We start from the raw sequence: 26146 nt of genomic DNA, 5'->3' as shown, positions 1-26146 counted from the left end.
GCAGATCTACTCCTTTAACACCGATTGGATATAAATTGAAGGATCCATAAGCGTTTGAGCGGCTGTTGACACATAAGGAATAACAGCTTCTGCACCTAGTCCTAAAAAGACAGAAACAGCAAGTAAGATAGCGGATGGGTATAGAATACCTTTAAGGGATACTTTTCCATGCTCAGAAGAAAGCTTAGGTTCACCCCAGAAGCAGCTCATGAAAATCTTAATGGCAGAATATAAAACAAGCAGGCTTGAAACTAGTAAAACTCCTACAAACGTGTAGCTCTCTGATTCTAAGCCGCCCTGAACTAAAAGGAATTTTCCAATAAAGCCGCTTAGGGGAGGAATTCCTGCCAACGAAATAGTAGCGATAAAAAACATCCAGCCAAGCAGCGGGTAGTCTTTAATTAACCCACCCATTTTCTTTAATTTTGTTGTTCCAGTTATTCGAATGATGCTTCCAGCAAGAAGGAATAGAGCTGCTTTAATAATCATGTCGTGAATTAAATAATAAATAGCTCCTTCAAAACCTGCGTTTGTTGTCAAGGTCACTCCGTAGACTATGACTCCGACAGCAATAATAATGTTATAAATTAAGATTTTATTTACATCAGAATAAGCAATGGCGCCTACTGCACCAACAACGATAGTCAAAAGCGCAACGTAGCCGATAATTTGATGAGTAAATTCAGGATGATGGTAAAACAGTAAAGTGAAAGTCCTGAAAATCGAATAAACGCCTACTTTTGTGAGCAAAGCACCAAACAACCCGATAATAACGGGTGGAGGCGCACTATATGAACCTGGAAGCCAGAAATACATTGGAAATAAAGCTGCTTTTAAGGCAAAGACGATAAATAAAAGCATGCCAATGGTTGTTAAAATTCCCGGCTGGTTCGCCTCAGCAATTCGCTGTGAAAGGTCCGCCATGTTGAGAGTTCCTGTTACGGCATATAAATAAGCAACGGCAATGACAAACAAAGCGGATGAAATGACGTTGACTAAAATATACTTAAGTGACTCTCGAAGCTGTGCTTTTGTACCGCCAATTACAATAAGAGCGTACGAAGACATAAGCATGACTTCAAAAAAGACAAATAAGTTAAAGATATCACCTGTTAAGAAGGCGCCGAATACGCCTACTAATAAAAATTGCACAAATGAATAAAAGTAAAAACGTTCACGCTTTTCCCCAATTGTATGAAAAGCAAAAAGAACGCAGCATAGTGTTACCACACTAGCAGTAAGTACGAGAAGGGACGCGAACATGTCCGCTACTAGAATAATTCCAAAAGGAGGTTTCCAGTTCCCAAGCTCGTGAGTTAAAACACCTTTTGATTGAACCAGTTGTACTAAATAGGAAGCAAAAGCAGTGGTGGTGATTAATGATAAAACACTGATTATCCTTTGAAGTTTAATATTGTCTTTGAAAAAAATGAGCACAACACCTACAACAAACGGGATAAGCAGTGGGATGATTACAAAATTACTCGTCATGTTCATTTCCCCTTAACTTGTCCATATCGTCTGTTCCGAGTTCTTGATAAGCCCTGTAAGCTAGTACAAGGAAAAAAGAAGTGACGCCAAAGCTTATGACAATGGCAGTTAAAATTAGGGCTTGAGGTAAAGGATCTGTATAAGAAGAAGCCTTTTCTCCCAGAAGGGGAACACTCCCCCCTTTTAATCCGCCCATCGTTAAAATCAACAGGTGAACGCCGTGGCTTAATAAACCTGTTCCAATAATAATTCGCAGTAAACTGCGGGATAACATAAGATATACAGCGGCAGTGAATAGAATCCCTGCCACTATGGACATTAATATTTCCACTATTCACTCTCTCCAATCGTTTGAATAATGGTCATCGTAACACCAACTACTACTAGATATACACCTAAATCAAATAGTACAACGGTAGCTAAAGATGTTTTCCCGAGAAGGGGAAGGTTAAAGTAGCTATATGTGTGAGTTAGAAATGGAACTTTGAAAATAAATGACCCAAGCCCCGTTAAAATAGCTAGCAGCAGTCCGGAAGCCGCGACCTTCTTATAATCAAATGGGATGACTTTGGATACGGTTTTTATATCGAAAGCCAGCAGTAGTAATACAAGGGCTGCTGAGGTAGTAAGTCCCCCAACAAACCCTCCCCCCGGTGTATAATGACCTGCAAAGAAAAGATGAATGGCAAAAATGATAATAATAAACGTGACTACTTTCGTTGTGGTTTGTAGTATCAAATCATTTTTTTTCACTCTTCTTCCTCCTTTGTTAACCGAAGACGAATCATGCCATAGATAGCAAGAGCTGCTATACAAAGTACGGTAATTTCAAATAATGTATCAAATCCGCGGAAGTCAACAAGAATTACGTTCACCATGTTTTCGCCGCCTGCTTTTTCATAGCTGTTTTCAATAAAGTAATATGAAATCGATTCAAATAGTTTCGTACTGTTTGCTGATATGCCAAGCAGTGTAACAGTCGTTCCTACAAGAAGAGCAACCAGTAAGTTTGGCAGCTGAAACTTCACCCTTACTTTTCGCTTCCGAAACTCCGGCAAGTAGTAGAAACATAGTAAAAACAGGGATACCGATACAGTTTCAATCACTAATTGAGTCAAAGCTAAGTCAGGAGCTCGGAATAATACGAAAAATAAAGAGAGCGTATACCCGACAACTCCGAGCGAAATAATGGCTGTGAGGCGTGATTTTGCCAATAAAGTTGTGATAGTAGCCGCAACCATTACGACTGCTAATATGGCTTCATAAACGCCTATAGAAGCAGTATCTTTTAAATCAATCGCAAAGGCATTCTGAGAAAAGAGCGTTACGAGAAGTAAAATGCCTATGAAAGTAAAAATGATTAAAAGATAGTCTCTAATAAATCCTGTCATTAATGTTTTCATGATACGTGTTGACCCTTTTTCTATCCCTTTAATTCCATAATTATAGCCGTTATTAAGCGTTAAAGAAGAAGGGAATCGTGTATAAATTTTTGACCACTTTTGAATCGTCATAAATAACAAAATACCAAATACGATGACCCCTAGCGTCATAAATAATTCTGGGGTAAAGCCATGCCAAAATTTAATATGCACTTGATATTCTTTACCTTCAGCTAGCAGGCTAGGTGCGATAGAGGCCATTGTTGGCTCAATAAGGGTTGATTCTAATAAATTAGGAGCAAAGCCAAAAATAACAACCAGTGATGCTAAAATAACAGGTGAAATAAGCATCCCTACTGGTGCTTCATGCGGCTTCTTTTCTAGTTTTTCGGGCTGGTATTTGCCTGTAAAGGTTTTAAAGACAAGAATCATACTATAGACGAAAGTGAAAATACTTCCTAACCAAGCGATGATAGGCAGCAAAATTCCCCACGTCTGCATACTATACATATCCATTTTTGTCACGTTTACCATGCCTGTAAAAAACATCTCTTTACTTAAGAATCCATTAAAAGGAGGAAGACCCGCCATTGAAAATCCCCCGATGATAGCAATGGTAAATGTCACAGGCATGAAGCTCATTAACCCGCCTAACTTTCTAATGTCACGCGTGCCTGTTTCATGATCGACAATGCCTACTACCATAAACAAGCTGCCTTTGAAGGTAGCGTGGTTAATCAAATGGAAAACCGCTGCAGTAAGAGCTACTAAGTAGATATTATCGTCTAAAAAATTATAGTGAATAGCTGCGCTACCTACTCCTATAAGTGACATAATCATCCCGAGCTGACTAATGGTTGAAAAAGCTAAAATCCCTTTCAAGTCTTGTTGCTTTACTGCTGAAAACGAGCCCCAAAACAGTGTGATTAGTCCTATAATTGAAATAGTAAAAAACCAAGTGGCGCTTATAGAGAAAACAGGGCTGAGTCTTGCTAAAAGATAAATTCCCGCTTTTACCATTGTGGCTGAATGAAGGTATGCACTCACTGGGGTTGGAGCTTCCATTGCATCTGGCAGCCAAATATGAAAAGGAAACTGAGCAGATTTTGTAAAGGCCCCTAATAAAATGAGGACTAGAGCTGGAATGAATAGATGACTTGATGTGACTACATCTATGTTTGAGATAATTTCGCGTATGCTGAAAGTACCTGTCATAACGTATAAAAGCACAATTCCTGCTAAAAGGGAAAGTCCTCCGAATACGGTAATGAGCATAGATTTTAAGGCTCCGTATTGAGATTTCTCTCGTTTGTACCAATAACCAATCAATAAAAAAGATGAAAGGCTTGTTAATTCCCAAAAGCTGTAAAGGCTCATTAGGTTGTCTGATAATACAACTCCTAGCATCGACCCCATAAAAAGAAGCAAATAGACATAAAACGAATGCAGTGCTTCTTTTGTCTTAGAAAGATAATAAATGGAGTAAAGAATAACAAGTGTCCCAATTCCGGTGATTAATAGAGAAAACAGAAGACCAAGTCCATCCACATAGGCATCAAAGTTAATGCCCAGACTAGGTATCCATTTCATTGAATGTAGATATGTTTCCCCCTTAGAAACACCACTGATATATTGTGTGAAATAAATGAACAACACAAGTGGAAGAGGTAAAACGAACCACCCTGTATGAATACGCTGGAATTTCCTATACAGAAGGGGGACAAAAAAGGCTAATAAAAAAGGCGATAAAATCACCAAGTGCAACCACGACAAAAGACAAACCTCCTTGTGATATTCAATTCTGTAACCGATTATATAATAATTTAATTATGCATGCATCCATGCTATTTCTTAGTATCAGCGGATTTTTCAAACCTTATTAAATAAATAGAAACTCGTCACAAAATCCATAAAAAAAACATAAAAAAATTTTTTTGGACGTATAAAAATCACTCGAAATTGTCACTCTAAGAGTGAGGTGATGGAAATGTATAGGAAACAAATAGCCATCAGTTTTCTCATTTTTATCGCATTATGTATGGGCGGATTTGTGCTGAATAATCACTTGGAAATGAAAGAAGAAAACAGGATGCTACTCACTTCTAAAAACCAAGCTGAAAATTCCATATCAATAGACTTTTCCCTTTTAAAAGCCTCTTATAAACCGAGACAATATGTGAAGATAGGTGAAATGAACTATATTGCACCACCCGATAAGCAAATAAAAAACGATTGAAGACCACTCTGTAGTCGTTTTTTATTTGCTTATTATTTGCGTAATCGTGCATGAATTACGTCCTGTAATCAAAGAACATTAGTTGACTTCACAACTGAATTTATCGTTAAATAAAAGGGTACATACAATGATTGCAGTTTCAACAAACTATAATGATTGTGTCAAATTGTAAGTGGATTCACTTGAATTCACCTAACAGTTTCGATAAAGTGAAAAATAAAGATATTTTAATGGAGGAACAGACTATGACACATGTTCGTTTTGATTATTCAAACGCGTTATCATTTTTTGGTGAACATGAACTTACATACTTACGTGATGCCGTGAAAGTAGCTCACCATTCAATTCATGAGAAAACAGGTGCTGGAAACGACTTTTTAGGATGGGTCGACCTTCCTACGGAGTATGACAAAGAAGAATTTGCACGCATTCAAAAAAGTGCAGAAAAAATTAAATCTGATTCAGATGTATTAATTGTTATCGGTATTGGAGGATCTTACTTAGGTGCTCGTGCTGCTATTGAAATGCTTCAGCATTCATTCTATAACACATTATCAAAAGAACAGCGTAAAACTCCGCAAGTTATTTTTGCTGGTAACAACATCAGCTCAACATACATGAAAGACTTAATGGATGTTTTACAAGATAAAGATTTCTCTATTAATGTTATTTCAAAATCTGGTACAACAACAGAACCGGCGATTGCTTTCCGTATCTTCCGTAAATTATTAGAAGAGAAATATGGCAAAGAAGAAGCACGCAAGCGCATTTATGCAACAACAGATAAAGCGCGTGGCGCATTAAAAACATTAGCGGATGAAGAGGGCTATGAAACATTTGTTATTCCAGATGATGTAGGCGGCCGTTATTCAGTATTAACAGCAGTTGGTTTATTACCAATCGCCGCTGCGGGTCTTGATATCGAACAAATGATGAAAGGGGCAGCTGATGCTCAAGAAGCATTCTCATCATCAGAGCTAGAAGAGAACCCAGCTTATCAATATGCTGTAGCTCGTAATGTTCTTTATAATAAAGGAAAAACAATTGAAATGCTGATTAACTATGAGCCAGCTCTTCAATACTTTGCTGAATGGTGGAAACAGTTATTTGGCGAAAGTGAAGGAAAAGATCAAAAAGGTATTTACCCTTCATCTGCTAACTTCTCAACGGATCTTCATTCTTTAGGTCAATATGTACAAGAAGGTCGTCGTGATATTTTTGAAACAATTGTACAAGTTCAAGATTCTCGTCATGAGCTAACAATTGAAGAAGATGCAGCGGACTTAGATGGATTAAATTACTTAGCTGGTGAAACAGTTGACTTTGTAAATAAAAAAGCCTTCCAAGGTACAATGCTTGCTCACACAGATGGAGGCGTTCCAAACTTAGTTGTGAACATCCCTGCGCTAGATGAGTATACGTTCGGATATGTTGTATATTTCTTCGAAAAAGCATGTGCAATCAGCGGCTATTTATTAGGCGTAAACCCATTCGATCAGCCGGGAGTAGAAGCATACAAAGTAAATATGTTTGCTCTTCTTGGAAAACCTGGTTTTGAAGAGAAAAAAGCAGAATTAGAAAAGCGTTTGAAGTAAGTAAAAAGAGGGCGGTACAAAAGTATTTTAGCCCAAGTGGAAAACGAACCATTGATCAACATGTTTGATTAGTGGTTCGTTTTTTTTGTTATGGTGAATATAGTTTCATCTGTTTAGGTCCTTCTAGCAGTTGATTGGAGGGCAAGGCGAAGACTCCTGCGGGGAAAAGCGCAAGCGACGAGGAGGCTCAGCGCCTGCCCGCGAAAAGCGAAGCCTTGCACGGACATCACGGTGTCACAAGCGATTTATACGAGCTACTTTATCCAGTTTGTTCGTCTTTAGGTTGGATTCATTTAGTTATGTCTCAACCTTTTTTTTGCTTTTGAGATAAAGGATAAAACGCTGGAAAGAGGACATGTTAAAACAGAGGAGGGATAACATGATTGAATTATCTTCAAGATTAGAGGGCACATTATTCAAGCTTTACGAATTAGAAAAAACGCTTAAGCCGCTTGGGTATAACATTGGAGGGAATTGGGATTATGACCATGGTTCATTCGACTATAAGATGAATGATGAAGTCGGCTATCAGTTTTTACGTATCCCGTTTACAGCTACGAATGGAGAACTGGATTCTAAAGGAACAACCGTACAGATTGGCACGCCATTTTTACTTTCACATAAATATCAAATTGGTCTAGATGACGATGTTCACAATGGAAATGTGAGTGCTTCATTTAATCAGTTTGCAGAACCCCAAGACGCAGACGCTTCATTTCCAGAAAAGTATATCAGCTTAGGAGAAGAGCTAATCAGAGAGGCAGAAGATGCGCTGCTTCAGTAATTGAAGGAACTATTCTTTTTTTAAACTCTCTGATTTTTTCACAAAAATATGTTCGTACATGACTTGACTAATCAACTCGTTTGTTTTAATCATTTCATTCACCCCCAAATTTTGTGCATTTTGAATATGCTTTTTTGTTAACAGTTCAACGATGCTGTAAATAGAAGGGTTCAATCCTTGCAGCGCGACTAACGTAACAATAGTATTCATGTCTGCATATTCTTCTGTCTTATGCTGATCGGCAGTAATCAGCACTTTTTTTGCGTACCGAGCGTTGGCAAGTTCTAATACTTCATAATGAGAGGGACTTCCTTTAATAAAATGAACGCGATCACAAATCATGGGATTTTTAGTCAGAGAGTCGTCGATAAGAACAATGTCTTCTTTATGAAATGCGTCGCGATAAGACTCTAACACGAGTTTGGCGCGCTCATTCCACCCAACAACGATGAAGTGATCTTTTCCATAAAATTTTAAATTTCCTTCCAAATAAGCGCTCTCAGCGGAAACAGCAATTTTAGAAAGCGTAACAAAATAAGTGGTAATAAATCCCGTTCCGATCAGGACTAAAATAATTGCAGCTATCCTTCCAATCGTAGTGGTCGGAGCAAAATCACCGTACCCTATAGTAGAGATTGTAATAATAACCCACCAAATTCCTTCAAACACATTCCCAAACGTTTGCGGCTCTAGGAAATGTATAAGCATGCCGAAAAGCAGAACAAGGCAGCCGATAATAAAAAGAAGCCGCACTAAAATAGAACGACGAAAAAGTCGAAATAATAGCCATTCCATCATAAAAAAACCTCCAGTGATTAGTCATAGCCACAGTATGACCATTTTTCACTGAAGGTATAAGATATCTTTATCTTTTTACTTCGTAATATTCAATCCATTCTTTGTCTGGACCGTAGAAAAATAAGTATCTTGCTCCATTTGGCAAAGTTACAATGTTTTCTTCCACAAATGAAACGCCTGCTGATTTTAAACGCTCAAACTCCTCTTCAATTCCGTCTACTGCCAGCGCAAAATGATGAACTTTACCTTCGTTAGGTAAGCTTGAGTTATACCCTTGAATTAACTCTACAATTACATTGCCTTCTAAACCTAGAAAAGCTAGCTTCAAAGACGGATCGGTATGTGGTAGTTTTTCGATGAGCTCTAATCCCACTTTTTGCGTATAGAACTCAATAGATTCTTCTATATCCTTTACTTGAACGCCTACATGTTCAAATTTTAAAATTGTCATATGCATCACCCGTATCTATAGTATGTAAAAACTATGAAATATATTAAAGAGAAAGGATATAGAAGTCAATATAGGGCTGCTTATCAGGAAAGGGCTCTTAAATCATATTTTTGCTGGAGTGAATAGGGTAGAGGCTTCCCTCAAGTGCAAACGAAATTTTGCCTGTTTCTTCAGAGACAACTAAAATTAATGCATCCGATTTTTCCGACATTCCAATGGCTGCACGGTGACGTGTTCCCAATTTTTTGGTCGTTGAAATAATAGACGAGAGAGGTAAAACATTAGCAGCTGAGATAAGCTGATTATTTCTAATTAGGACGGCTCCGTCATGTAAGGGTGTCCCTGGATAGAACAGCGTCTCAACTAGCGTAGCGCTGACAGGAGCTTGAATAGGCATTCCTTTTTGAATAAGAGGGTCTACATTTTGTTCCCGTTCAATGACAATTAAAGCGCCGTGACGTTTCTCAGAAAGGTTATGAATAGCTAAGGACAGAGCAGCATATTCAAATGTATAAGGCGATAAGTAATGACGCAAGTAATAAGAGGCAGCCGTAGCTTGAACATCTTGAAATAACTTTCGCATCTCCTCAAAATCACATAGTATACAATGATCACTCGTGTCTAAATGTTTAACTAAATTAGAGGCTTCAGTTGAAATCTGCTGTAAATATGTTCGCACATTATTTTTAATTGTATCGTCTAATTGAAAAGGTTGTCTCTCCATCTTATATAGCTCCTATCTGTCAGTCAGTGTTATCTGTAATGTGTGCTAATGTGGGTGAATTATCCGTAAAGCTTATAAATCCCTTATTAATTTTATAGAGAGGTTTTGTGTTTTATTTAGCAAGAGAATATAAAAAGTTGGAGAAAAAGAAAGCGTTTTATAAACTGATATGTTCACATTTGGTTTAAATTTACATATGTTGTTTTAAATAAAAGTATAGATATTTCTGTGAATTTAAAGTATAGTTTTCTTATCGGATATATGATTTTTAATGTTGACAAATATTCTAAATATGCTAAAATTTTTAAAAAATGCTTATCAAGAGTGGTGGAGGGATCTGGCCCGTTGAACCCCGGCAACCTGCTTAGCAAGGTGCTAATTCCAGCAAAGTGTGTATCATTTTGAAAGATAAGGTGAAAATTTATTGCCTACCCAGTCTTTCAATATGGAAGACTTTTTATTTTGATATAGCGCAAGCGATAATTTGAGGAGGGACACCAATGACTGTAACCCCCGACTTAAAACAAATCTTTGGGCATGTCGAAGCAAAGTAAGAATTAAATAGTTTCGCTGACTAGACACACTAGAGGCGGTTTTATCCAATTCTAGTGGGTAAAACCGTCTTTTTTTATTGGATAACGCGGATAACTAAGAATTGGAGTGAAGAAAATGGCAGACTTATATACGTACGAAAACTGGAGTGATACGTTTCCAGAGTTCGACAGTGAAGATGAAACAAAAGGAGCCCTTTCAGCATTGCAGTGGGCGTATGATACCTACGGAGATTCAATTATCTATGCATCAAGCTTTGGGATCGAAGGGATCGTGTTAATTGATTTAATTTCAAAAGTGAAAAAAGATGCTGAAATTGTCTTTTTAGATACAGGCGTTCATTTTAAAGAAACATATGAAGTGATTGATGCAATTAAAGAACGCTTCCCTGATTTACGTATTCATATGAAAAAACCGGATTTAACTCTTGCAGAACAAGCTGAAAAACATGGAGATGAGCTTTGGAAGAGTCAGCCTAACTTATGCTGTCAAATTCGAAAAATCATTCCATTAAGAGAATCTCTTGCTCCTTATGATGCGTGGATTTCTGGTTTGAGACGCGAGCAGTCTGAGTCTCGTGCCAGCACGAATTACTTTAATAAGGATGAGAAATTCAAGAAGGTGAAAGTTTGTCCGTTAATTCATTGGTCTTGGAAGGAAATTTGGCGCTATGTGTATAAGCATGATTTACCATATAACAAACTTCATGATCAAGGCTACCCAAGTATCGGCTGTGAACCCTGTACCGCACCTGCCTACAATGTAGACGATTTACGTTCAGGAAGATGGGCAGGTACACAAAAAGTTGAATGCGGATTACACGAATCTTAAATACGAAAGAGCTGAATAAATGATGCTTTTATATGTTGCCTTTATCATTGCGCTTTTTTTTGCAATGAATATTGGGGCAAGCGGTGCAGCAGCAGCTATGGGCGTTTCATACGGCTCCGGTGCGATTAAAAAGCGAAGAGTAGCCCTGTTCATCTGTGCTGTAGGTATTGTGCTCGGAGCCATTATCGGAGGCGGCGAGGTGGTAAAAACCATCAGTTCAGGTATCATACCTGAAAAATTGCTGTCAGTAGAATTAGTTATTATCATTCTGGCTGCTGCAACGCTGTCACTCTTTTTCGCGAATTTAATTGGTATTCCTCTATCAACAAGTGAAGTAACGGTTGGTTCAGTTGTTGGAGTAGGCGTAGCTTATCAATCTCTGTATGTGGAAAAACTTTTAGTTGTCATGTCTTTTTGGATTATTGTTCCGCTAGTTTCATTTGTCATTGCTTTTTTGATTGGAAAAGTGATAAAACGCAGAGCGCATAAAAAAGAAGCAGAGGGAAAGTGGAAAAGAGTTTTAACGATTTTAGTTATAGCGACGGGATTCTTTGAAGCCTTCTCAGCTGGAATGAATAACGTGGCAAATGCTGTCGGTCCTCTAGTAGGAGCTGGATTAATGGATGCCACAACGGGTGTCATAGCAGGCGGATTGGCAGTGGCGCTCGGAGCTCTTTTACTAGGAGGCCGAGTTATTGAAACAAACGGGAAAAAAATTACTCGCTATTCTGTAGGAGAAGGGTGCATTATCTCGGGTACTGGTGCTTCTCTTGTCACAGTCGCTTCACTGTTTGGTTTGCCAGTACCGCTTACACAGGTCACTACGTCTTCTATTATTGGAATAGGAGCAGCGAAAACGGGATTCACGAAAGAACAGCGCGAAGTGGTCATTCAAATGTTAAAGGTTTGGGTGGTATCCCCTGTATTTTCACTCGTAATCTCATATGTTCTTGTGAAATTAGTACTTGAAAGCGACTTATATTCATTTGTGGTGCTAGCTAGCGGATGTATTGCCACAGCAGGTGTTCTAAGCTTGGCTAGAGCGACTAGAAGAAAAAGAGCAAGCTTGCAGTCGGAAAAAGAAAAAATGACTGCGTGATTCAAGTGCTTTTTATTATATTGTGTTAATTATTTAAGGAGGATTTTACAAAATGACAACAATTCAAGCACACGGTGGAGAATTAATTAATTTATATCAACCAACATATGACTACACGTCACTAACAAAAGAAATCGAAGTAGATAACATGGCCCTAAGTGATTTAGAACTAATTGGAATTGGTGCTTACAGCCCAATTACAGGATTTTTAGGAGAAAAAGATTATCAATCAGTTGTTGAAAATATGCGTTTAGCAGATGGAACAGTATGGAGTATTCCTATCACTCTTCCTGTAACAGAAGAGCAAGCTAAAGAATTAAACATTGGCGACAAAGTAAAACTTGTTCAAAACGGCGTAACGTATGGTGTTTTAGAAGTTTCTGAAGTATATACGCCAAATAAAGAAAAAGAAGCGGAGAACGTGTACCGCACGGCAGAACTTGCTCATCCTGGCGTGAAAAAAATGATGGAGCGCCCAAATGTATATGTAGCAGGTCCAATCGTACTTGTAGAACGTACACCTAAAACGCGTTTTGAAAAGTATTACCTAGATCCTACTGAAACAAGAGCAGCATTTGAAGAACGCGGTTGGAAAACAGTTGTTGGATTCCAAACTCGTAACCCTGTTCACCGTGCGCACGAATATATTCAAAAAACGGCATTAGAAATTGTAGACGGCCTGTTTTTAAATCCACTTGTAGGAGAAACAAAGTCAGATGATATCCCAGCAGATATCCGTATGGAAAGTTATGAAGTACTTTTAGAGAACTATTATCCTAGCGATCGTGTAGCTTTAGCAGTTTTCCCTGCTGCGATGCGCTATGCTGGACCTAGAGAAGCTATTTTCCATGCAATGGTTCGAAAAAACTTTGGATGCACACATTTCATTGTAGGCCGTGACCACGCTGGTGTTGGTGACTACTATGGAACATATGACGCACAAAAAATCTTCAGTAACTTTACAGCAGATGAATTAGGAATTACACCTTTATTCTTTGAACACAGCTTCTATTGCAAGAAGTGTGAAGCGATGGCATCAACGAAAACATGCCCTCACAGCAAAGAAGATCATATGATTCTATCTGGAACAAAGGTACGTGAAATGCTTCGTAACGGAGAAGTGCCACCAAGCACATTCAGCCGTAAAGAAGTAATTGAAGTGTTAATTAAAGGATTAGCAAAACAAAAAGTATCTTCAAAATAAGGAGCGGTTGAAGTGAACAAATCAACAAACATTACGTGGCATGATGCTGGAATTACAAAAGAGGAAAGACGCGAGCAAAATAATCATCACAGTTTTGTATTATGGTTTACAGGTCTTTCGGGTTCAGGTAAATCTACCGTAGCAAACGCAGTGGCAAAAGCGCTTTTTGATAAAAATATTCGCAACTATGTATTAGATGGTGACAATGTTCGTTTCGGCTTAAATAAGAATCTAGGGTTTTCTGCTGAAGATCGTACAGAAAATATTCGCCGTATCGGTGAGGTTTCTAAACTGTTTGTAGACAGCGGTCAAGTGGTACTCACAGCATTTATCTCTCCATTCCAAGAGGACCGCGCTCAAGTGCGTGAGATCTTAGAGGGGAATGAATTTTTGGAAGTATACGTGGAGTGTCCGTTAGAAGAATGTGAAAAAAGAGATCCAAAAGGCCTTTACAAAAAAGCAAGAAGCGGAGAAATTCGTGATTTTACAGGAATTGATTCTCCGTATGAGTCACCGGCTAACCCTGAATTAACAATTAATACAAGCACACAGTCTGTAGAAGAATGTGTACAAACTGTTATTGAATATTTAGCTAACCGAAAATTTATCTAAATGACAGCGGACTTTGTCCGCTGTTCTAATTCAAATTAAAATGTGGGAGCGCTGCGGAGACGTGGAAATGATGGAAGGGTGAAAGGCATTCATGGGGAAAGTATATCTAGTCGGTGCAGGACCGGGAGATCCAGATTTAATTACATTAAAAGGGTTGAAAGCAATTCAGCAAGCAGATGTTATCTTATATGATCGTTTAGTGAATAAGGACCTGCTGGAGTATGCTAAAAGTGATGCAGATATCATTTACTGCGGAAAGCTTCCGAACTATCATACCCTCAAGCAAGAAACAATTAACAACTTTTTAGTGAAATTCGCTAAAAAAGGAAAAATTGTAACGCGCTTAAAAGGCGGAGATCCATTTGTTTTCGGACGCGGAGGGGAAGAAGCAGAAGCTCTCGTGCAGCAGGGCATTTCATTTGAAATTGTTCCAGGAATTACATCAGGCATCGCAGCCGCTGCTTATGCAGGAATCCCTGTCACTCACCGGGAATACAGCGCAAGCTTTGCTTTTGTAGCAGGTCATCGTAAAGATAGCGAGCATGATGCAATCAAATGGGATAGCCTAGCCAAAGGTGTAGATACTCTTGCAATTTATATGGGGGTGCGGAACTTACCGTACATTTGCCAACAGTTAATGAAACACGGAAAAACTTCAGCTACGCCAATTGCATTGATTCACTGGGGAACATGTGCGGACCAGCGCACTGTAACTGGAACTCTTGGTACAATTGTTGATATTGTTAAAGAAGAACAAATTGAAAATCCAAGTATGATTATCGTTGGTGAAGTTGTGAATTTTCATGACCGATTAAATTGGTTTGAGAAGACTGGACAGCATTACTATTCGTTTGCACAAGAAGCTTACTAAAGAGGTTGATTATATGGATGCAGTTTTATATGTTTGCCATGGCAGCCGCGTAAAAGAAGGCGCTGATCAGGCAGTTGCTTTTATTGAAAGATGTAAAAAAAATCTAGATGTACCGATTCAAGAAGTTTGTTTCCTAGAACTAGCTTCCCCCACTATTGAACAAGGATTTGAAGCATGTATTGAACAAGGTGCTACTCGTATTGCAATTGTGCCTCTTCTGTTATTAACAGCTGCGCATGCAAAGCATGATATACCCGAAGAAATACACAAAGTATATGAACGTTATCCCCAGGTAGAAGTGCTGTACGGAGAACCGTTCGGCGTAGACGAACGAATTGTTGATATCTTGGTAGAGAGAATCAAGGAAACCAATGTGGATAAGCATGAAGATTCGATGGTATTGTTGGTCGGCAGAGGAAGCAGTGATCCTGCTGTAAAAAAAGATTTTAACGAAATAGCTCAACTGCTAAAAGGGAAAGGTGCTTTTAAAGAAGTGAGCACATGCTATTTAGCTGCAGCTTCTCCTAATTTAAAAGAAGGCCTGCACCTTGCTAAACGAACTTCGTATAAGCAAGTATTCGTTCTTCCGTACCTTTTGTTTACCGGTATTTTAATGAACGAAATTAAGGAAGAATTGGAGCAGCTATCAACAGATGCCCAGCAGTTTATCTTAGCCAACTACCTAGGTTATCATGATGGACTTGCACACATTTTAAGTCACCAAGTAAAAACGTTATTATCGAGCAAAGGAAATCAATACGATGTATACCGTTATGCTTGATTTAAAGGGTCGTTCGGTCTTAGTAGTTGGGGGAGGGACAATCGCAACTCGTAGAATTAAAGGTTTTTTACAAGAAGGAGCAGCCATTACAGTGGTTGCTCCAACTGTTTCAGCCGAAATAAATGAGTGGGAAGCTAAAGATCAGCTGCGTGTAAAAAGAAAAAAAGTAGGAGAAGAAGACTTACTTAATGTCTTTTTAATTGTTGTGGCTACAAATGATCAAGCTGTGAATAAGTTTGTTAAGCAGCATATTAAAAATGATCAGTTGGTTAATATGGCCAGCAGTTTTTCCGATGGAAATATTCAGATTCCTGCACAGTTTTCTAGAGGGAGATTATCGCTAGCAATATCCACAGATGGCGCTAGTCCTTTGTTGACAAAACGAATCAAAGAAGACTTATCCTCAAATTATGATGAGAGTTACACACAGTATACACAGTTTTTGTATGAATGCAGAGTTCTTATCCACAGATTGAATGTGTCAAAGAGCCGTAAACATGAGTTATTAACAGAAATTATCAATGATCAATACCGGCTGTCTCTAGTAAAACAGCGGGAATTTTTACAGCAGATTGAAAAATATAAATAAAAAACGGCCAATTGGCCGTTTTTTATTTATACATTTTCAACTTCAATGCTTCGAATACCGCTGATTTTTTGAATTTCGTAATACACTTCTGTAGTAGGGCGCTGGTTATTAACTGACACTTTCATTCGTATATACAATTCATTGGTGTCTAAATCTTTGATTCGAATATTTTTAATTGTAATATTCTTTTCTCTAATGCTATTAGTTGTATCAAAGATATTGTGCTTATCCGCCAGCTTGAGTTGAAGAATAAGCTCTTTTTCGCGCAGTTGCCTAGGCCCCAAAATAGTAATGAGGAAGGGAAGAAGTTCAACGCTGATGATGAGCAGTACAACTCCGGTAATAGCTTCAGGATAAAACCCTGCACCTACAGCAATGCCTATACCTGCTGCTCCCCAGATAATAGCCGCTGTTGTAAGCCCTGAGATGCTGTCATTTTCTTTTCGTAAAATGACACCGGCCCCTAAAAAACCAATTCCAGAAACAATTTGAGCGGCCAGACGAAGCGGGTCCATTGTGATGTGATCACCTTTATTAAAGATTTGAGAAGACTCAATCGAAACAATCGTGAGTAAACAGCTAATAATGGAAATTACGAGAGATGTTTTTAAACCAACAGGCTTTCGTTTTAGTTCCCTTTCAATTCCAATAATAAGACCAAGTACAGCGGAAATACCTAATTTGAGCAACATTTCATTTTCCATTATTTTCACCTATTTCAATAAACATTGTTGTTTATATCTGTATGAAAGAAGAAAAACAGATATGTATCAGTATAGTAAACTTTTCTTCATAATGACAGGTGAAATTCAAAAAAATCTGATTATTTATAAAGCGCTACGATCTTTTCTTTTAATTTATATTTTTGAATCTTGCCGGATGCCGTCATGGGAAAGTCGTCTATAAAATAAATATGTTCCGGAATTTTGAAATGAGCAAGCTTACCTTTGCAAAAGTCTTTGATTTCTTGAGCGGTAAGAAAAGAATGTTGCTTGAGTTTAATGCATGCAGCAACTCGTTCTCCATACTTTGGATCAGGAATACCGACAATTTGCACATCTTCTACCTCGGGTATTCTATATAAAAACTCTTCAATTTCTCTTGGGTAAATATTTTCTCCGCCTCTAATAATCATATCTTTTAGACGTCCTGTAATTTTTACATAGCCATCTTTATCGATGGTAGCTAAATCTCCTGTATGTAGCCAACCTTCTACAATTGTTTTTTCTGTTTCTTCCGGCATTTTGTAATATCCTTTCATTGTTAAATATCCCTTTGCACAAAGTTCTCCTTGTTCTCCGAAAGAAGCTGGTTTACCTGTAACTGGGTTAATAATTTGAATCTGTACATGATTATGAACTTTGCCAACCGTTTGTACTCGCCGCTCGATAGAATCAGTTGGGGTTGTTTGGGTGATTACAGGAGATGTTTCGGTTTGACCATAGGCGATCGTAATTTCATTGATGCCCATGTCATGTATGACTCGTTTCATTACTTCTGCTGGACAATTAGAACCAGCCATGATTCCTGTGCGAAGAGTAGATAAATCATATTGATGAAAGTCAAGCGTATTTAATTCCGCAATAAACATAGTTGGTACACCGTGAAGAGCTGTACATTTTTCGTTCTCTACGGTGCGTAAAACAGAGGCAGGTTGAAATTCAATAATCGGTAGCATAGTAGCACCTACAGATACGCATGCTAGAACACCCAGCACACATCCGAAGCAATGAAAGAAAGGAACTGGGATGCATAAGCGGTCTTCGTTAGTCAGTTTCATAGACTGAGCAACTAAAAAGCCGTTGTTTACTATATTATGGTGACTGAGCATAACTCCTTTTGGAAAACCTGTTGTTCCGGAAGTATATTGCATATTGATAACATCATGGATATGTAGGGATTGTTCATGCTTATCGAGAACCTCATCCGATACCATTAAGCTACTCATTAAAAACTCGTTCCAAGATGTATGTTCGCTTGATCCACTTAAGTTTATAAGATGTTTTAGTTTGGGAAGATTATGTTCAATACTGGTGATAATAGACGTATAAGAAGTGCTTTTAAATTCATCAATGAAAAATAGCGCTGATGTATCAGAATTACTCAATACATACTCTAATTCAGAGGATTGATAACTTGTATTAAGGGTAACCAAAACAGCGCCTATTCTAGCTGCTGCGAATTGAAGAAGCAACCATTCCGGCACATTGGTAGCCCAGATAGCGATATGGTCGCCTTTTTTGAGACCGGTGGCTAGAAGTGCCTTTGCAACTCGAGAGGTTTCTTGATAAAATTCCGCGTACGTATAGCGAATATTTTGTTCAGAGTAGATAACCGCTTCTTGATGCCCAAACTTTTTTGTACTTTCTTTTAAAAGTTCTCCAACCGTTAATTCAAGCAATGGTTTCATTTGGTTTCCTCCTTGAATAATGTTAAAGTATATATGAAAGCGTTTTCTAAAAGTAGTTTATCAAATTTAAAGGAAGTGTTCCAAAAAATCATTCGACAAATTCCTTCACTTTACACTGCATATAGGAAAGGGAAGGAACTAGATTTATCACATTGATTTCAACAAGTAAGTATACGGAATGCGAATATTGTAATAAAATAAAGAAATGTCTCCCTGTTATAAGAAGACAACGCATGTTAATAAAGAATGGTATAAAAATATGAAGTAAACAAACAAAAAATCATGCTGAATGTTGAAAGTGAAATAAATGAAAGGCCGTTGACTTTGCCTTCTTTATTAGACATTTGAATTGATTCCCAATAAGCAAGTGAAATTAAGAGAATAGACATACAAAAGGACAAATAGAGTGCAGCTGCAATTAAGGTATCCAAGTGAACGCCTCCTTGGCGGATAAGGATTTAATAGACATTATGCTAGTATGGCTCTAGATATGCTAGTATCTATTAATTGGCTAACGTTTCGTTTGCAAGAAAATAGTTTTTAAAAATATATCGAAAAACTATTGCACAATAAAAGAAGGCGTGGTATATTATTAAATGTCGCTAAGATGAACTGCTAAAGCAAACATCGAAGTGATAAACAAATAAAAAAACTTGTTGACAACTAGGTTTCAACTTGTTATGATAGTAAAGTCGCTTAAGAGCGGCGGTTGAACTTTGAAAACTGAACAAAGCGACAAACGTCAACGTTAATTTTTATTTTTTAAATGAGCAAGTCAAACATTTCTTCGGAGAGTTTGATCCTGGCTCAGGATGAACGCTGGCGGCGTGCCTAATACATGCAAGTCGAGCGAACTGATTAGAAGCTTGCTTCTATGACGTTAGCGGCGGACGGGTGAGTAACACGTGGGCAACCTGCCTGTAAGACTGGGATAACTTCGGGAAACCGAAGCTAATACCGGATAGGATCTTCTCCTTCATGGGAGATGATTGAAAGATGGTTTCGGCTATCACTTACAGATGGGCCCGCGGTGCATTAGCTAGTTGGTGAGGTAACGGCTCACCAAGGCAACGATGCATAGCCGACCTGAGAGGGTGATCGGCCACACTGGGACTGAGACACGGCCCAGACTCCTACGGGAGGCAGCAGTAGGGAATCTTCCGCAATGGACGAAAGTCTGACGGAGCAACGCCGCGTGAGTGATGAAGGCTTTCGGGTCGTAAAACTCTGTTGTTAGGGAAGAACAAGTACGAGAGTAACTGCTCGTACCTTGACGGTACCTAACCAGAAAGCCACGGCTAACTACGTGCCAGCAGCCGCGGTAATACGTAGGTGGCAAGCGTTATCCGGAATTATTGGGCGTAAAGCGCGCGCAGGCGGTTTCTTAAGTCTGATGTGAAAGCCCACGGCTCAACCGTGGAGGGTCATTGGAAACTGGGGAACTTGAGTGCAGAAGAGAAAAGCGGAATTCCACGTGTAGCGGTGAAATGCGTAGAGATGTGGAGGAACACCAGTGGCGAAGGCGGCTTTTTGGTCTGTAACTGACGCTGAGGCGCGAAAGCGTGGGGAGCAAACAGGATTAGATACCCTGGTAGTCCACGCCGTAAACGATGAGTGCTAAGTGTTAGAGGGTTTCCGCCCTTTAGTGCTGCAGCTAACGCATTAAGCACTCCGCCTGGGGAGTACGGTCGCAAGACTGAAACTCAAAGGAATTGACGGGGGCCCGCACAAGCGGTGGAGCATGTGGTTTAATTCGAAGCAACGCGAAGAACCTTACCAGGTCTTGACATCCTCTGACAACTCTAGAGATAGAGCGTTCCCCTTCGGGGGACAGAGTGACAGGTGGTGCATGGTTGTCGTCAGCTCGTGTCGTGAGATGTTGGGTTAAGTCCCGCAACGAGCGCAACCCTTGATCTTAGTTGCCAGCATTCAGTTGGGCACTCTAAGGTGACTGCCGGTGACAAACCGGAGGAAGGTGGGGATGACGTCAAATCATCATGCCCCTTATGACCTGGGCTACACACGTGCTACAATGGATGGTACAAAGGGCTGCAAGACCGCGAGGTCAAGCCAATCCCATAAAACCATTCTCAGTTCGGATTGTAGGCTGCAACTCGCCTACATGAAGCTGGAATCGCTAGTAATCGCGGATCAGCATGCCGCGGTGAATACGTTCCCGGGCCTTGTACACACCGCCCGTCACACCACGAGAGTTTGTAACACCCGAAGTCGGTGGAGTAACCGTAAGGAGCTAGCCGCCTAAGGTGGGACAGATGATTGGGGTGAAGTCGTAACAAGGTAGCCGTATCGGAAGGTGCGGCTGGATCACCTCCTTTCTAAGGATTTTTACATGACGTACGTTTTGACACTTTGTTCAGTTTTGAGAGTTCAATCTCTCAATTATAGAAAGCACACTACTTTCTTCTTATTAGATAAGAAGAATTTTGGTTGCGATTGTTCTTTGAAAACTAGATAACAGTAATTGCTGAGGAAAAGTGAAACTTTTCTTTAATCAAACCAATAAATAACACAACAATATGTTGTACCATTTATTCGCTAATGGTTAAGTTAGAAAGGGCGCACGGTGAATGCCTTGGCACTAGGAGCCGATGAAGGACGGGACTAACACCGATATGCTTCGGGGAGCTGTAAGTGAGCTTTGATCCGGAGATTTCCGAATGGGGAAACCCACTGTTCGTAATGGAACAGTATCTTTATCTGAATACATAGGATATTGAAGGCAGACCCGGGGAACTGAAACATCTAAGTACCCGGAGGAAGAGAAAGCAAATGCGATTTCCTGAGTAGCGGCGAGCGAAACGGAATTAGCCCAAACCAAGAGGCTTGCCTCTTGGGGTTGTAGGACACTCTATACGGAGTTACAAAGGAACGAAGTAAATGAAGCGACCTGGAAAGGTCCGTCGAAGAAGGTAACAACCCTGTAGTTGAAACTTCGTTCCCTCTTGAGTGGATCCTGAGTACGGCGGAACACGTGAAATTCCGTCGGAAGCTGGGAGGACCATCTCCCAAGGCTAAATACTACCTAGTGACCGATAGTGAACCAGTACCGTGAGGGAAAGGTGAAAAGCACCCCGGAAGGGGAGTGAAAGAGATCCTGAAACCGTGTGCCTACAAGTAGTCAGAGCCCGTTAACGGGTGATGGCGTGCCTTTTGTAGAATGAACCGGCGAGTTACGATCCCATGCAAGGTTAAGCTGATAAGGCGGAGCCGTAGCGAAAGCGAGTCTGAATAGGGCGTTTAGTATGTGGTTGTAGACCCGAAACCAGGTGATCTACCCATGTCCAGGGTGAAGTTCAGGTAACACTGAATGGAGGCCCGAACCCACGCACGTTGAAAAGTGCGGGGATGAGGTGTGGGTAGCGGAGAAATTCCAATCGAACCTGGAGATAGCTGGTTCTCTCCGAAATAGCTTTAGGGCTAGCCTCATGTTGTGAGAGTCTTGGAGGTAGAGCACTGATTGGACTAGGGGCCCCCAACGGGTTACCGAATTCAGTCAAACTCCGAATGCCAAAGACTTATCCATGGGAGTCAGACTGCGAGTGATAAGATCCGTAGTCAAAAGGGAAACAGCCCAGACCACCAGCTAAGGTCCCCAAGTATACGTTAAGTGGAAAAGGATGTGGAGTTGCTTAGACAACCAGGATGTTGGCTTAGAAGCAGCCACCATTTAAAGAGTGCGTAATAGCTCACTGGTCGAGTGACTCTGCGCCGAAAATGTACCGGGGCTAAACGTATCACCGAAGCTGTGGATTGACATCTTTGATGTCAGTGGTAGGAGAGCGTTCTAAGTGCAGCGAAGTCAGACCGTAAGGACTGGTGGAGCGCTTAGAAGTGAGAATGCCGGTATGAGTAGCGAAAGACAAGTGAGAATCTTGTCCACCGAATGCCTAAGGTTTCCTGAGGAAGGCTCGTCCGCTCAGGGTTAGTCGGGACCTAAGCCGAGGCTGAAAAGCGTAGGCGATGGCCAACAGGTTGATATTCCTGTACCACCTCCCCGCCGTTTGAGTAATGGGGGGACGCAGTAGGATAGGGTAAGCGCGCTGCTGGATATGCGCGTTCAAGCAGTTAGGCTGATGAGTAGGCAAATCCGCTCATCATGAAGGCTGAGCTGTGATGACGAGGGAATTACAGTACCGAAGTTCCTGATTCCACACTGCCAAGAAAAGCCTCTAGCGAGGCGGGAGGTGCCCGTACCGCAAACCGACACAGGTAGGCGAGGAGAGAATCCTAAGGTGATCGAGAGAACTCTCGTTAAGGAACTCGGCAAAATGACCCCGTAACTTCGGGAGAAGGGGTGCTCTGGTAGGGTGTATAGCCCGAGAGAGCCGCAGTGAATAGGCCCAGGCGACTGTTTAGCAAAAACACAGGTCTCTGCGAAGCCGCAAGGCGAAGTATAGGGGCTGACGCCTGCCCGGTGCTGGAAGGTTAAGAGGAGGGGTTATCCTTTGGGAGAAGCTCTGAATCGAAGCCCCAGTAAACGGCGGCCGTAACTATAACGGTCCTAAGGTAGCGAAATTCCTTGTCGGGTAAGTTCCGACCCGCACGAAAGGCGTAACGATCTGGGCACTGTCTCAACGAGAGACTCGGTGAAATTATAGTACCTGTGAAGATGCAGGTTACCCGCGACAGGACGGAAAGACCCCGTGGAGCTTTACTGTAGCCTGATATTGAATTTTGGTACAGCTTGTACAGGATAGGTAGGAGCCTGAGAAGCCGGAGCGCTAGCTTCGGTGGAGGCGTCGGTGGGATACTACCCTGGCTGTATTGAAATTCTAACCCGCGGCCCTGATCGGGCCGGGAGACAGTGTCAGGTGGGCAGTTTGACTGGGGCGGTCGCCTCCTAAAATGTAACGGAGGCGCCCAAAGGTTCCCTCAGAATGGTTGGAAATCATTCGTAGAGTGTAAAGGCACAAGGGAGCTTGACTGCGAGACCTACAAGTCGAGCAGGGACGAAAGTCGGGCTTAGTGATCCGGTGGTTCCGCATGGAAGGGCCATCGCTCAACGGATAAAAGCTACCCCGGGGATAACAGGCTTATCTCCCCCAAGAGTCCACATCGACGGGGAGGTTTGGCACCTCGATGTCGGCTCATCGCATCCTGGGGCTGTAGTCGGTCCCAAGGGTTGGGCTGTTCGCCCATTAAAGCGGTACGCGAGCTGGGTTCAGAACGTCGTGAGACAGTTCGGTCCCTATCCGTCGTGGGCGTAGGAAATTTGAGAGGAGCTGTCCTTAGTACGAGAGGACCGGGATGGACACACCGCTGGTGTACCAGTTGTCTTGCCAAAGGCATCGCTGGGTAGCTATGTGTGGACGGGATAAGTGCTGAAAGCATCTAAGCATGAAGCCCCCCTCAAGATGAGATTTCCCATAGCGCAAGCTAGTAAGATCCCTGAAAGATGATCAGGTTGATAGGTCAGAGGTGGAAGCGTGGCGACATGTGTAGCTGACTGATACTAATCGATCGAGGACTTAACCAAACTTTAAAAGCGTAAGCTTTACTCAGCAAGCTGTTATCTAGTTTTGAAAGAATAAATCTTTCGAAAAAAAGTATTGCTTTCTTTATAAAATAGTGTATAATATAATATGTCTGGTGGCGATAGCGAAGAGGTCACACCCGTTCCCATACCGAACACGGAAGTTAAGCTCTTTAGCGCCAATGGTAGTTGGGACTTTGTCCCTGTGAGAGTAGGACGTTGCCAGGCTTATATATCGGAGGATTAGCTCAGCTGGGAGAGCACCTGCCTTACAAGCAGGGGGTCGGCGGTTCGATCCCGTCATCCTCCACCATCGACTATTTAAGTCAGAGATTGCACGCCGGTGTAGCTCAATTGGTAGAGCAACTGACTTGTAATCAGTAGGTTGGGGGTTCAAGTCCTCTTGCCGGCACCATTTTTTTCGAGCCATTAGCTCAGTTGGTAGAGCATCTGACTTTTAATCAGAGGGTCGAAGGTTCGAGTCCTTCATGGCTCACCATTTATATTCACACGCGGGTGTGGCGGAATTGGCAGACGCGCTAGACTTAGGATCTAGTGTCTTACGACGTGGGGGTTCAAGTCCCTTCACCCGCATCTTTCATTAATTTCATATATGCGCGGAAGTAGTTCAGTGGTAGAACACCACCTTGCCAAGGTGGGGGTCGCGAGTTCGAACCTCGTCTTCCGCTCCACATATATAAGTCCTGCCGGGGTGGTGGAATTGGCAGACACACAGGACTTAAAATCCTGCGGTAGGTGACTACCGTGCCGGTTCAAGTCCGGCCCTCGGCACCATTTTAATAAGCGCCCGTAGCTCAATTGGATAGAGCGTTTGACTACGGATCAAAAGGTTAGGGGTTCGACTCCTCTCGGGCGCGCCATAAACGGGAAGTAGCTCAGCTTGGTAGAGCACTTGGTTTGGGACCAAGGGGTCGCAGGTTCGAATCCTGTCTTCCCGACCATTTAAGGGGCCTTAGCTCAGCTGGGAGAGCGCCTGCCTTGCACGCAGGAGGTCAGCGGTTCGATCCCGCTAGGCTCCACCAATTAAACTGAATAATTGTAACGAATAATATGGCGGTGTAGCTCAGCTGGCTAGAGCGTACGGTTCATACCCGTGAGGTCGTGGGTTCGACTCCCTCCGCCGCTACCATATAAGTTACATTTGTTATAAATATACGGAGGAATACCCAAGTCCGGCTGAAGGGATCGGTCTTGAAAACCGACAGGGGTGTTAAAGCCCGCGGGGGTTCGAATCCCTCTTCCTCCGCCATTTATTTATATCATATTCATATCATCGCGGGGTGGAGCAGTTCGGTAGCTCGTCGGGCTCATAACCCGAAGGTCGCAGGTTCAAATCCTGTCCCCGCAACCAAAGTGGTCCCGTGGTGTAGCGGTTAACATGCCTGCCTGTCACGCAGGAGATCGCGGGTTCGATTCCCGTCGGGACCGCCATTTTGTTTGGCTCGGTAGCTCAGTTGGTAGAGCAAAGGACTGAAAATCCTTGTGTCGGCGGTTCGATTCCGTCCCGAGCCACCATTTTAAGACGGCGATTGTGGCGAAGTGGTTAACGCACCGGATTGTGGTTCCGGCATTCGTGGGTTCGATTCCCATCAGTCGCCCCATCTTAAGTAACGCGGGTGTAGTTTAGTGGTAAAACCTCAGCCTTCCAAGCTGATGTCGTGAGTTCGATTCTCATCACCCGCTCCAAATGAAGGGCCTATAGCTCAGCTGGTTAGAGCGCACGCCTGATAAGCGTGAGGTCGGTGGTTCGAGTCCACTTAGGCCCACCATATTCCACAGTAGCTCAGTGGTAGAGCTATCGGCTGTTAACCGATCGGTCGTAGGTTCGAGTCCTACCTGTGGAGCCATATGGAGAAGTACTCAAGTGGCTGAAGAGGCGCCCCTGCTAAGGGTGTAGGTCGTGTAAGCGGCGCGAGGGTTCAAATCCCTCCTTCTCCGCCAGTCGTTTTAAATTTAAATATGGCCCGTTGGTCAAGCGGTTAAGACACCGCCCTTTCACGGCGGTAACACGGGTTCGAATCCCGTACGGGTCATCTCAAAAAGGTTTGCATACATGCAAACCTTTTTTATTTGCGCTTTTTTAAAGATTAAGTAAACAGAAATAATAGTTAGGAATAATTACCATGAATTTTCAGAATAAAAAGTAAGTTTTAAGCAGGATTTTCCCTATATCATATGGAATTATTCATAAAGTAATAAAGTATGAAGAGTATGGGATAAA

20 protein-coding genes, 20 tRNA genes, 3 rRNA genes and 1 riboswitch are annotated in these 26146 nt (G+C 41.5%); of the genes, 33 read left to right on the top strand and 10 right to left on the bottom strand.

Annotation, left to right across the window (positions count from 1 at the left end):
- Positions 1 to 6 precede the first annotated feature (6 nt).
- The 4 genes from JNUCC25_RS24800 to JNUCC25_RS24785 are packed head-to-tail and all read right to left on the bottom strand — an operon-like array spanning position 7 to position 4646.
- Complete coding sequence (locus JNUCC25_RS24800; RefSeq protein WP_013059593.1) at positions 7 to 1491, bottom strand: Na+/H+ antiporter subunit D; 1485 nt, start codon at positions 1489 to 1491, stop codon at positions 7 to 9.
- Complete coding sequence (locus JNUCC25_RS24795; RefSeq protein ID WP_013059592.1) at positions 1481 to 1822, bottom strand: Na(+)/H(+) antiporter subunit C; 342 nt, start codon at positions 1820 to 1822, stop codon at positions 1481 to 1483. Before JNUCC25_RS24795 ends, JNUCC25_RS24800 begins: the two co-directional genes overlap by 11 nt.
- Positions 1822 to 2244: a Na(+)/H(+) antiporter subunit B gene (locus JNUCC25_RS24790; protein ID WP_013085301.1), complete on the bottom strand. Its 423-nt coding sequence runs from the start codon at positions 2242 to 2244 to the stop codon at positions 1822 to 1824. Before JNUCC25_RS24790 ends, JNUCC25_RS24795 begins: the two co-directional genes overlap by 1 nt.
- On the bottom strand, positions 2241 to 4646 hold the full coding sequence (locus JNUCC25_RS24785; RefSeq protein WP_029319206.1) for a Na+/H+ antiporter subunit A: 2406 nt from the start codon (positions 4644 to 4646) through the stop codon (positions 2241 to 2243). The genes JNUCC25_RS24790 and JNUCC25_RS24785 overlap by 4 nt, the downstream gene beginning before the upstream one ends.
- Before the next feature lie 214 nt (positions 4647 to 4860).
- Between JNUCC25_RS24785 and JNUCC25_RS24780 the strand changes: the two genes are divergently transcribed.
- From JNUCC25_RS24780 to JNUCC25_RS24770, 3 genes are all read left to right on the top strand, one after another.
- On the top strand, positions 4861 to 5109 hold the full coding sequence (locus JNUCC25_RS24780) for a hypothetical protein (protein ID WP_223269018.1): 249 nt from the start codon (positions 4861 to 4863) through the stop codon (positions 5107 to 5109).
- Between the two features lie 245 nt (positions 5110 to 5354).
- Complete coding sequence (locus JNUCC25_RS24775; protein ID WP_013059589.1) at positions 5355 to 6704, top strand: glucose-6-phosphate isomerase; 1350 nt, start codon at positions 5355 to 5357, stop codon at positions 6702 to 6704.
- Positions 6705 to 7083: 379 nt separating this feature from the next.
- Positions 7084 to 7488 (top strand): YugN-like family protein, encoded by a 405-nt coding sequence (locus JNUCC25_RS24770; RefSeq protein WP_016765797.1) that lies wholly within the window; start codon positions 7084 to 7086, stop codon positions 7486 to 7488.
- A 9-nt stretch (positions 7489 to 7497) separates the two neighbouring features.
- On the opposite strand, the gene JNUCC25_RS24765 is transcribed toward JNUCC25_RS24770, so the two are convergent.
- The 3 genes from JNUCC25_RS24765 to cdaS all read right to left on the bottom strand — a co-directional run bounded on the left by JNUCC25_RS24765 (position 7498) and on the right by cdaS (position 9461).
- Positions 7498 to 8286 (bottom strand): potassium channel family protein, encoded by a 789-nt coding sequence (locus JNUCC25_RS24765; RefSeq protein ID WP_025601282.1) that lies wholly within the window; start codon positions 8284 to 8286, stop codon positions 7498 to 7500.
- Positions 8287 to 8353: 67 nt separating this feature from the next.
- A complete protein-coding gene (locus JNUCC25_RS24760) occupies positions 8354 to 8737 on the bottom strand; it encodes a VOC family protein (protein WP_013059586.1) in 384 nt (127 codons plus the stop codon).
- A 97-nt stretch (positions 8738 to 8834) separates the two neighbouring features.
- Positions 8835 to 9461: a sporulation-specific diadenylate cyclase CdaS gene (gene cdaS, locus JNUCC25_RS24755; RefSeq protein ID WP_029319203.1), complete on the bottom strand. Its 627-nt coding sequence runs from the start codon at positions 9459 to 9461 to the stop codon at positions 8835 to 8837.
- Positions 9462 to 9773: 312 nt separating this feature from the next.
- A riboswitch (SAM riboswitch) is annotated at positions 9774 to 9876 on the top strand.
- Between the two features lie 254 nt (positions 9877 to 10130).
- Here cdaS and JNUCC25_RS24750 point away from each other — a divergent pair.
- From JNUCC25_RS24750 to JNUCC25_RS24720, 7 genes are all read left to right on the top strand, one after another.
- Positions 10131 to 10844 (top strand): phosphoadenylyl-sulfate reductase, encoded by a 714-nt coding sequence (locus tag JNUCC25_RS24750; protein ID WP_025601286.1) that lies wholly within the window; start codon positions 10131 to 10133, stop codon positions 10842 to 10844.
- 19 nt (positions 10845 to 10863) lie between these two features.
- Complete coding sequence (locus tag JNUCC25_RS24745) at positions 10864 to 11943, top strand: inorganic phosphate transporter (protein ID WP_013059583.1); 1080 nt, start codon at positions 10864 to 10866, stop codon at positions 11941 to 11943.
- Between the two features lie 52 nt (positions 11944 to 11995).
- Positions 11996 to 13147 carry a sulfate adenylyltransferase gene (sat, locus tag JNUCC25_RS24740; RefSeq protein WP_013059582.1) on the top strand — a complete coding sequence of 384 codons (1152 nt, stop codon included), beginning with the start codon at positions 11996 to 11998 and terminating at the stop codon, positions 13145 to 13147.
- Positions 13148 to 13159: 12 nt separating this feature from the next.
- Positions 13160 to 13759, top strand: coding sequence for an adenylyl-sulfate kinase (gene cysC / locus JNUCC25_RS24735; RefSeq protein ID WP_013059581.1), 600 nt, complete (start codon positions 13160 to 13162; stop codon positions 13757 to 13759).
- A 91-nt stretch (positions 13760 to 13850) separates the two neighbouring features.
- Positions 13851 to 14630 (top strand): uroporphyrinogen-III C-methyltransferase, encoded by a 780-nt coding sequence (cobA, locus tag JNUCC25_RS24730; RefSeq protein WP_013059580.1) that lies wholly within the window; start codon positions 13851 to 13853, stop codon positions 14628 to 14630.
- A gap of 13 nt (positions 14631 to 14643) precedes the next feature.
- The gene (locus JNUCC25_RS24725; RefSeq protein WP_013059579.1) at positions 14644 to 15411 is read left to right on the top strand and encodes a sirohydrochlorin chelatase; all 768 of its coding nucleotides are present in this window, start codon (positions 14644 to 14646) and stop codon (positions 15409 to 15411) included.
- A complete protein-coding gene (locus JNUCC25_RS24720) occupies positions 15392 to 16000 on the top strand; it encodes an NAD(P)-binding protein (protein ID WP_013059578.1) in 609 nt (202 codons plus the stop codon). Before JNUCC25_RS24725 ends, JNUCC25_RS24720 begins: the two co-directional genes overlap by 20 nt.
- 26 nt (positions 16001 to 16026) lie before the next feature.
- Here JNUCC25_RS24720 and JNUCC25_RS24715 read toward each other — a convergent pair whose 3' ends face one another.
- The 3 genes from JNUCC25_RS24715 to JNUCC25_RS24705 form a co-directional block, all read right to left on the bottom strand.
- Positions 16027 to 16704 carry an MgtC/SapB family protein gene (locus JNUCC25_RS24715; protein WP_013059577.1) on the bottom strand — a complete coding sequence of 226 codons (678 nt, stop codon included), beginning with the start codon at positions 16702 to 16704 and terminating at the stop codon, positions 16027 to 16029.
- 119 nt (positions 16705 to 16823) lie between these two features.
- Positions 16824 to 18410 (bottom strand): AMP-binding protein, encoded by a 1587-nt coding sequence (locus tag JNUCC25_RS24710; RefSeq protein ID WP_064472179.1) that lies wholly within the window; start codon positions 18408 to 18410, stop codon positions 16824 to 16826.
- Positions 18411 to 18646: 236 nt separating this feature from the next.
- The gene (locus JNUCC25_RS24705) at positions 18647 to 18841 is read right to left on the bottom strand and encodes a hypothetical protein (RefSeq protein WP_013059575.1); all 195 of its coding nucleotides are present in this window, start codon (positions 18839 to 18841) and stop codon (positions 18647 to 18649) included.
- A 353-nt stretch (positions 18842 to 19194) separates the two neighbouring features.
- Between JNUCC25_RS24705 and JNUCC25_RS24700 the strand changes: the two genes are divergently transcribed.
- The 23 genes from JNUCC25_RS24700 to JNUCC25_RS24590 all read left to right on the top strand — a co-directional run bounded on the left by JNUCC25_RS24700 (position 19195) and on the right by JNUCC25_RS24590 (position 25958).
- Positions 19195 to 20746, top strand: a 16S ribosomal RNA gene (locus JNUCC25_RS24700).
- A gap of 225 nt (positions 20747 to 20971) precedes the next feature.
- Positions 20972 to 23907 (top strand): 23S ribosomal RNA (locus JNUCC25_RS24695).
- A 109-nt stretch (positions 23908 to 24016) separates the two neighbouring features.
- A 5S ribosomal RNA gene (gene rrf, locus JNUCC25_RS24690) occupies positions 24017 to 24132 on the top strand.
- The 16S, 23S and 5S rRNA genes sit together here with 20 tRNA genes alongside, the layout of an rRNA operon.
- Positions 24133 to 24141: 9 nt before the next feature.
- Positions 24142 to 24217, top strand: a tRNA-Val gene (locus JNUCC25_RS24685).
- Positions 24218 to 24243: 26 nt separating this feature from the next.
- Positions 24244 to 24319 (top strand) — tRNA-Thr (locus JNUCC25_RS24680).
- A gap of 8 nt (positions 24320 to 24327) precedes the next feature.
- A tRNA-Lys gene (locus JNUCC25_RS24675) sits at positions 24328 to 24403 on the top strand.
- A 13-nt stretch (positions 24404 to 24416) separates the two neighbouring features.
- A tRNA-Leu gene (locus JNUCC25_RS24670) sits at positions 24417 to 24498 on the top strand.
- A gap of 23 nt (positions 24499 to 24521) precedes the next feature.
- Positions 24522 to 24596 (top strand) — tRNA-Gly (locus JNUCC25_RS24665).
- Between the two features lie 14 nt (positions 24597 to 24610).
- Positions 24611 to 24699 (top strand) — tRNA-Leu (locus tag JNUCC25_RS24660).
- Positions 24700 to 24708: 9 nt separating this feature from the next.
- A tRNA-Arg gene (locus JNUCC25_RS24655) sits at positions 24709 to 24785 on the top strand.
- Positions 24786 to 24789: 4 nt separating this feature from the next.
- A tRNA-Pro gene (locus JNUCC25_RS24650) sits at positions 24790 to 24866 on the top strand.
- Positions 24867 to 24871: 5 nt separating this feature from the next.
- A tRNA-Ala gene (locus JNUCC25_RS24645) sits at positions 24872 to 24947 on the top strand.
- Between the two features lie 30 nt (positions 24948 to 24977).
- A tRNA-Met gene (locus JNUCC25_RS24640) sits at positions 24978 to 25054 on the top strand.
- A 27-nt stretch (positions 25055 to 25081) separates the two neighbouring features.
- Positions 25082 to 25174 (top strand) — tRNA-Ser (locus JNUCC25_RS24635).
- Between the two features lie 25 nt (positions 25175 to 25199).
- Positions 25200 to 25276, top strand: a tRNA-Met gene (locus JNUCC25_RS24630).
- 4 nt (positions 25277 to 25280) lie between these two features.
- A tRNA-Asp gene (locus JNUCC25_RS24625) sits at positions 25281 to 25356 on the top strand.
- Positions 25357 to 25364: 8 nt separating this feature from the next.
- A tRNA-Phe gene (locus tag JNUCC25_RS24620) sits at positions 25365 to 25440 on the top strand.
- A gap of 10 nt (positions 25441 to 25450) precedes the next feature.
- Positions 25451 to 25526: transfer RNA gene (locus JNUCC25_RS24615), tRNA-His, on the top strand.
- Positions 25527 to 25537: 11 nt separating this feature from the next.
- Positions 25538 to 25611: transfer RNA gene (locus tag JNUCC25_RS24610), tRNA-Gly, on the top strand.
- 6 nt (positions 25612 to 25617) lie between these two features.
- A tRNA-Ile gene (locus tag JNUCC25_RS24605) sits at positions 25618 to 25694 on the top strand.
- A gap of 3 nt (positions 25695 to 25697) precedes the next feature.
- A tRNA-Asn gene (locus JNUCC25_RS24600) sits at positions 25698 to 25772 on the top strand.
- Between the two features lie 3 nt (positions 25773 to 25775).
- A tRNA-Ser gene (locus tag JNUCC25_RS24595) sits at positions 25776 to 25866 on the top strand.
- Between the two features lie 20 nt (positions 25867 to 25886).
- A tRNA-Glu gene (locus JNUCC25_RS24590) sits at positions 25887 to 25958 on the top strand.
- The last annotated feature ends 188 nt before the right edge of the window (positions 25959 to 26146 follow it).

It is taken from the genome of Priestia sp. JNUCC 25 (genome assembly GCF_053667915.1).
Note: the sequence above shows the minus strand (reverse complement) of the source record. Positions and strands in the feature narration are given on the sequence as shown.

Bases quoted from the DNA above. Each gene is read 5' to 3' on its own strand.
- JNUCC25_RS24780 (WP_223269018.1), top strand. From the start codon at position 4,861: ATGTATAGGAAACAAATAGCCATCAGTTTTCTCATTTTTATCGCATTA.
- JNUCC25_RS24765 (WP_025601282.1), bottom strand. From the start codon at position 8,286: ATGATGGAATGGCTATTATTTCGACTTTTTCGTCGTTCTATTTTAGTG.
- cobA (WP_013059580.1), top strand. From the start codon at position 13,851: ATGGGGAAAGTATATCTAGTCGGTGCAGGACCGGGAGATCCAGATTTA.
- JNUCC25_RS24775 (WP_013059589.1), top strand. From the start codon at position 5,355: ATGACACATGTTCGTTTTGATTATTCAAACGCGTTATCATTTTTTGGT.
- JNUCC25_RS24710 (WP_064472179.1), bottom strand. From the start codon at position 18,410: ATGAAACCATTGCTTGAATTAACGGTTGGAGAACTTTTAAAAGAAAGT.
- JNUCC25_RS24760 (WP_013059586.1), bottom strand. From the start codon at position 8,737: ATGACAATTTTAAAATTTGAACATGTAGGCGTTCAAGTAAAGGATATA.
- cdaS (WP_029319203.1), bottom strand. From the start codon at position 9,461: ATGGAGAGACAACCTTTTCAATTAGACGATACAATTAAAAATAATGTG.
- JNUCC25_RS24725 (WP_013059579.1), top strand. From the start codon at position 14,644: ATGGATGCAGTTTTATATGTTTGCCATGGCAGCCGCGTAAAAGAAGGC.
- JNUCC25_RS24770 (WP_016765797.1), top strand. From the start codon at position 7,084: ATGATTGAATTATCTTCAAGATTAGAGGGCACATTATTCAAGCTTTAC.
- JNUCC25_RS24750 (WP_025601286.1), top strand. From the start codon at position 10,131: ATGGCAGACTTATATACGTACGAAAACTGGAGTGATACGTTTCCAGAG.
- JNUCC25_RS24720 (WP_013059578.1), top strand. From the start codon at position 15,392: ATGTATACCGTTATGCTTGATTTAAAGGGTCGTTCGGTCTTAGTAGTT.
- JNUCC25_RS24745 (WP_013059583.1), top strand. From the start codon at position 10,864: ATGATGCTTTTATATGTTGCCTTTATCATTGCGCTTTTTTTTGCAATG.
- JNUCC25_RS24715 (WP_013059577.1), bottom strand. From the start codon at position 16,704: ATGGAAAATGAAATGTTGCTCAAATTAGGTATTTCCGCTGTACTTGGT.
- sat (WP_013059582.1), top strand. From the start codon at position 11,996: ATGACAACAATTCAAGCACACGGTGGAGAATTAATTAATTTATATCAA.
- JNUCC25_RS24800 (WP_013059593.1), bottom strand. From the start codon at position 1,491: ATGACGAGTAATTTTGTAATCATCCCACTGCTTATCCCGTTTGTTGTA.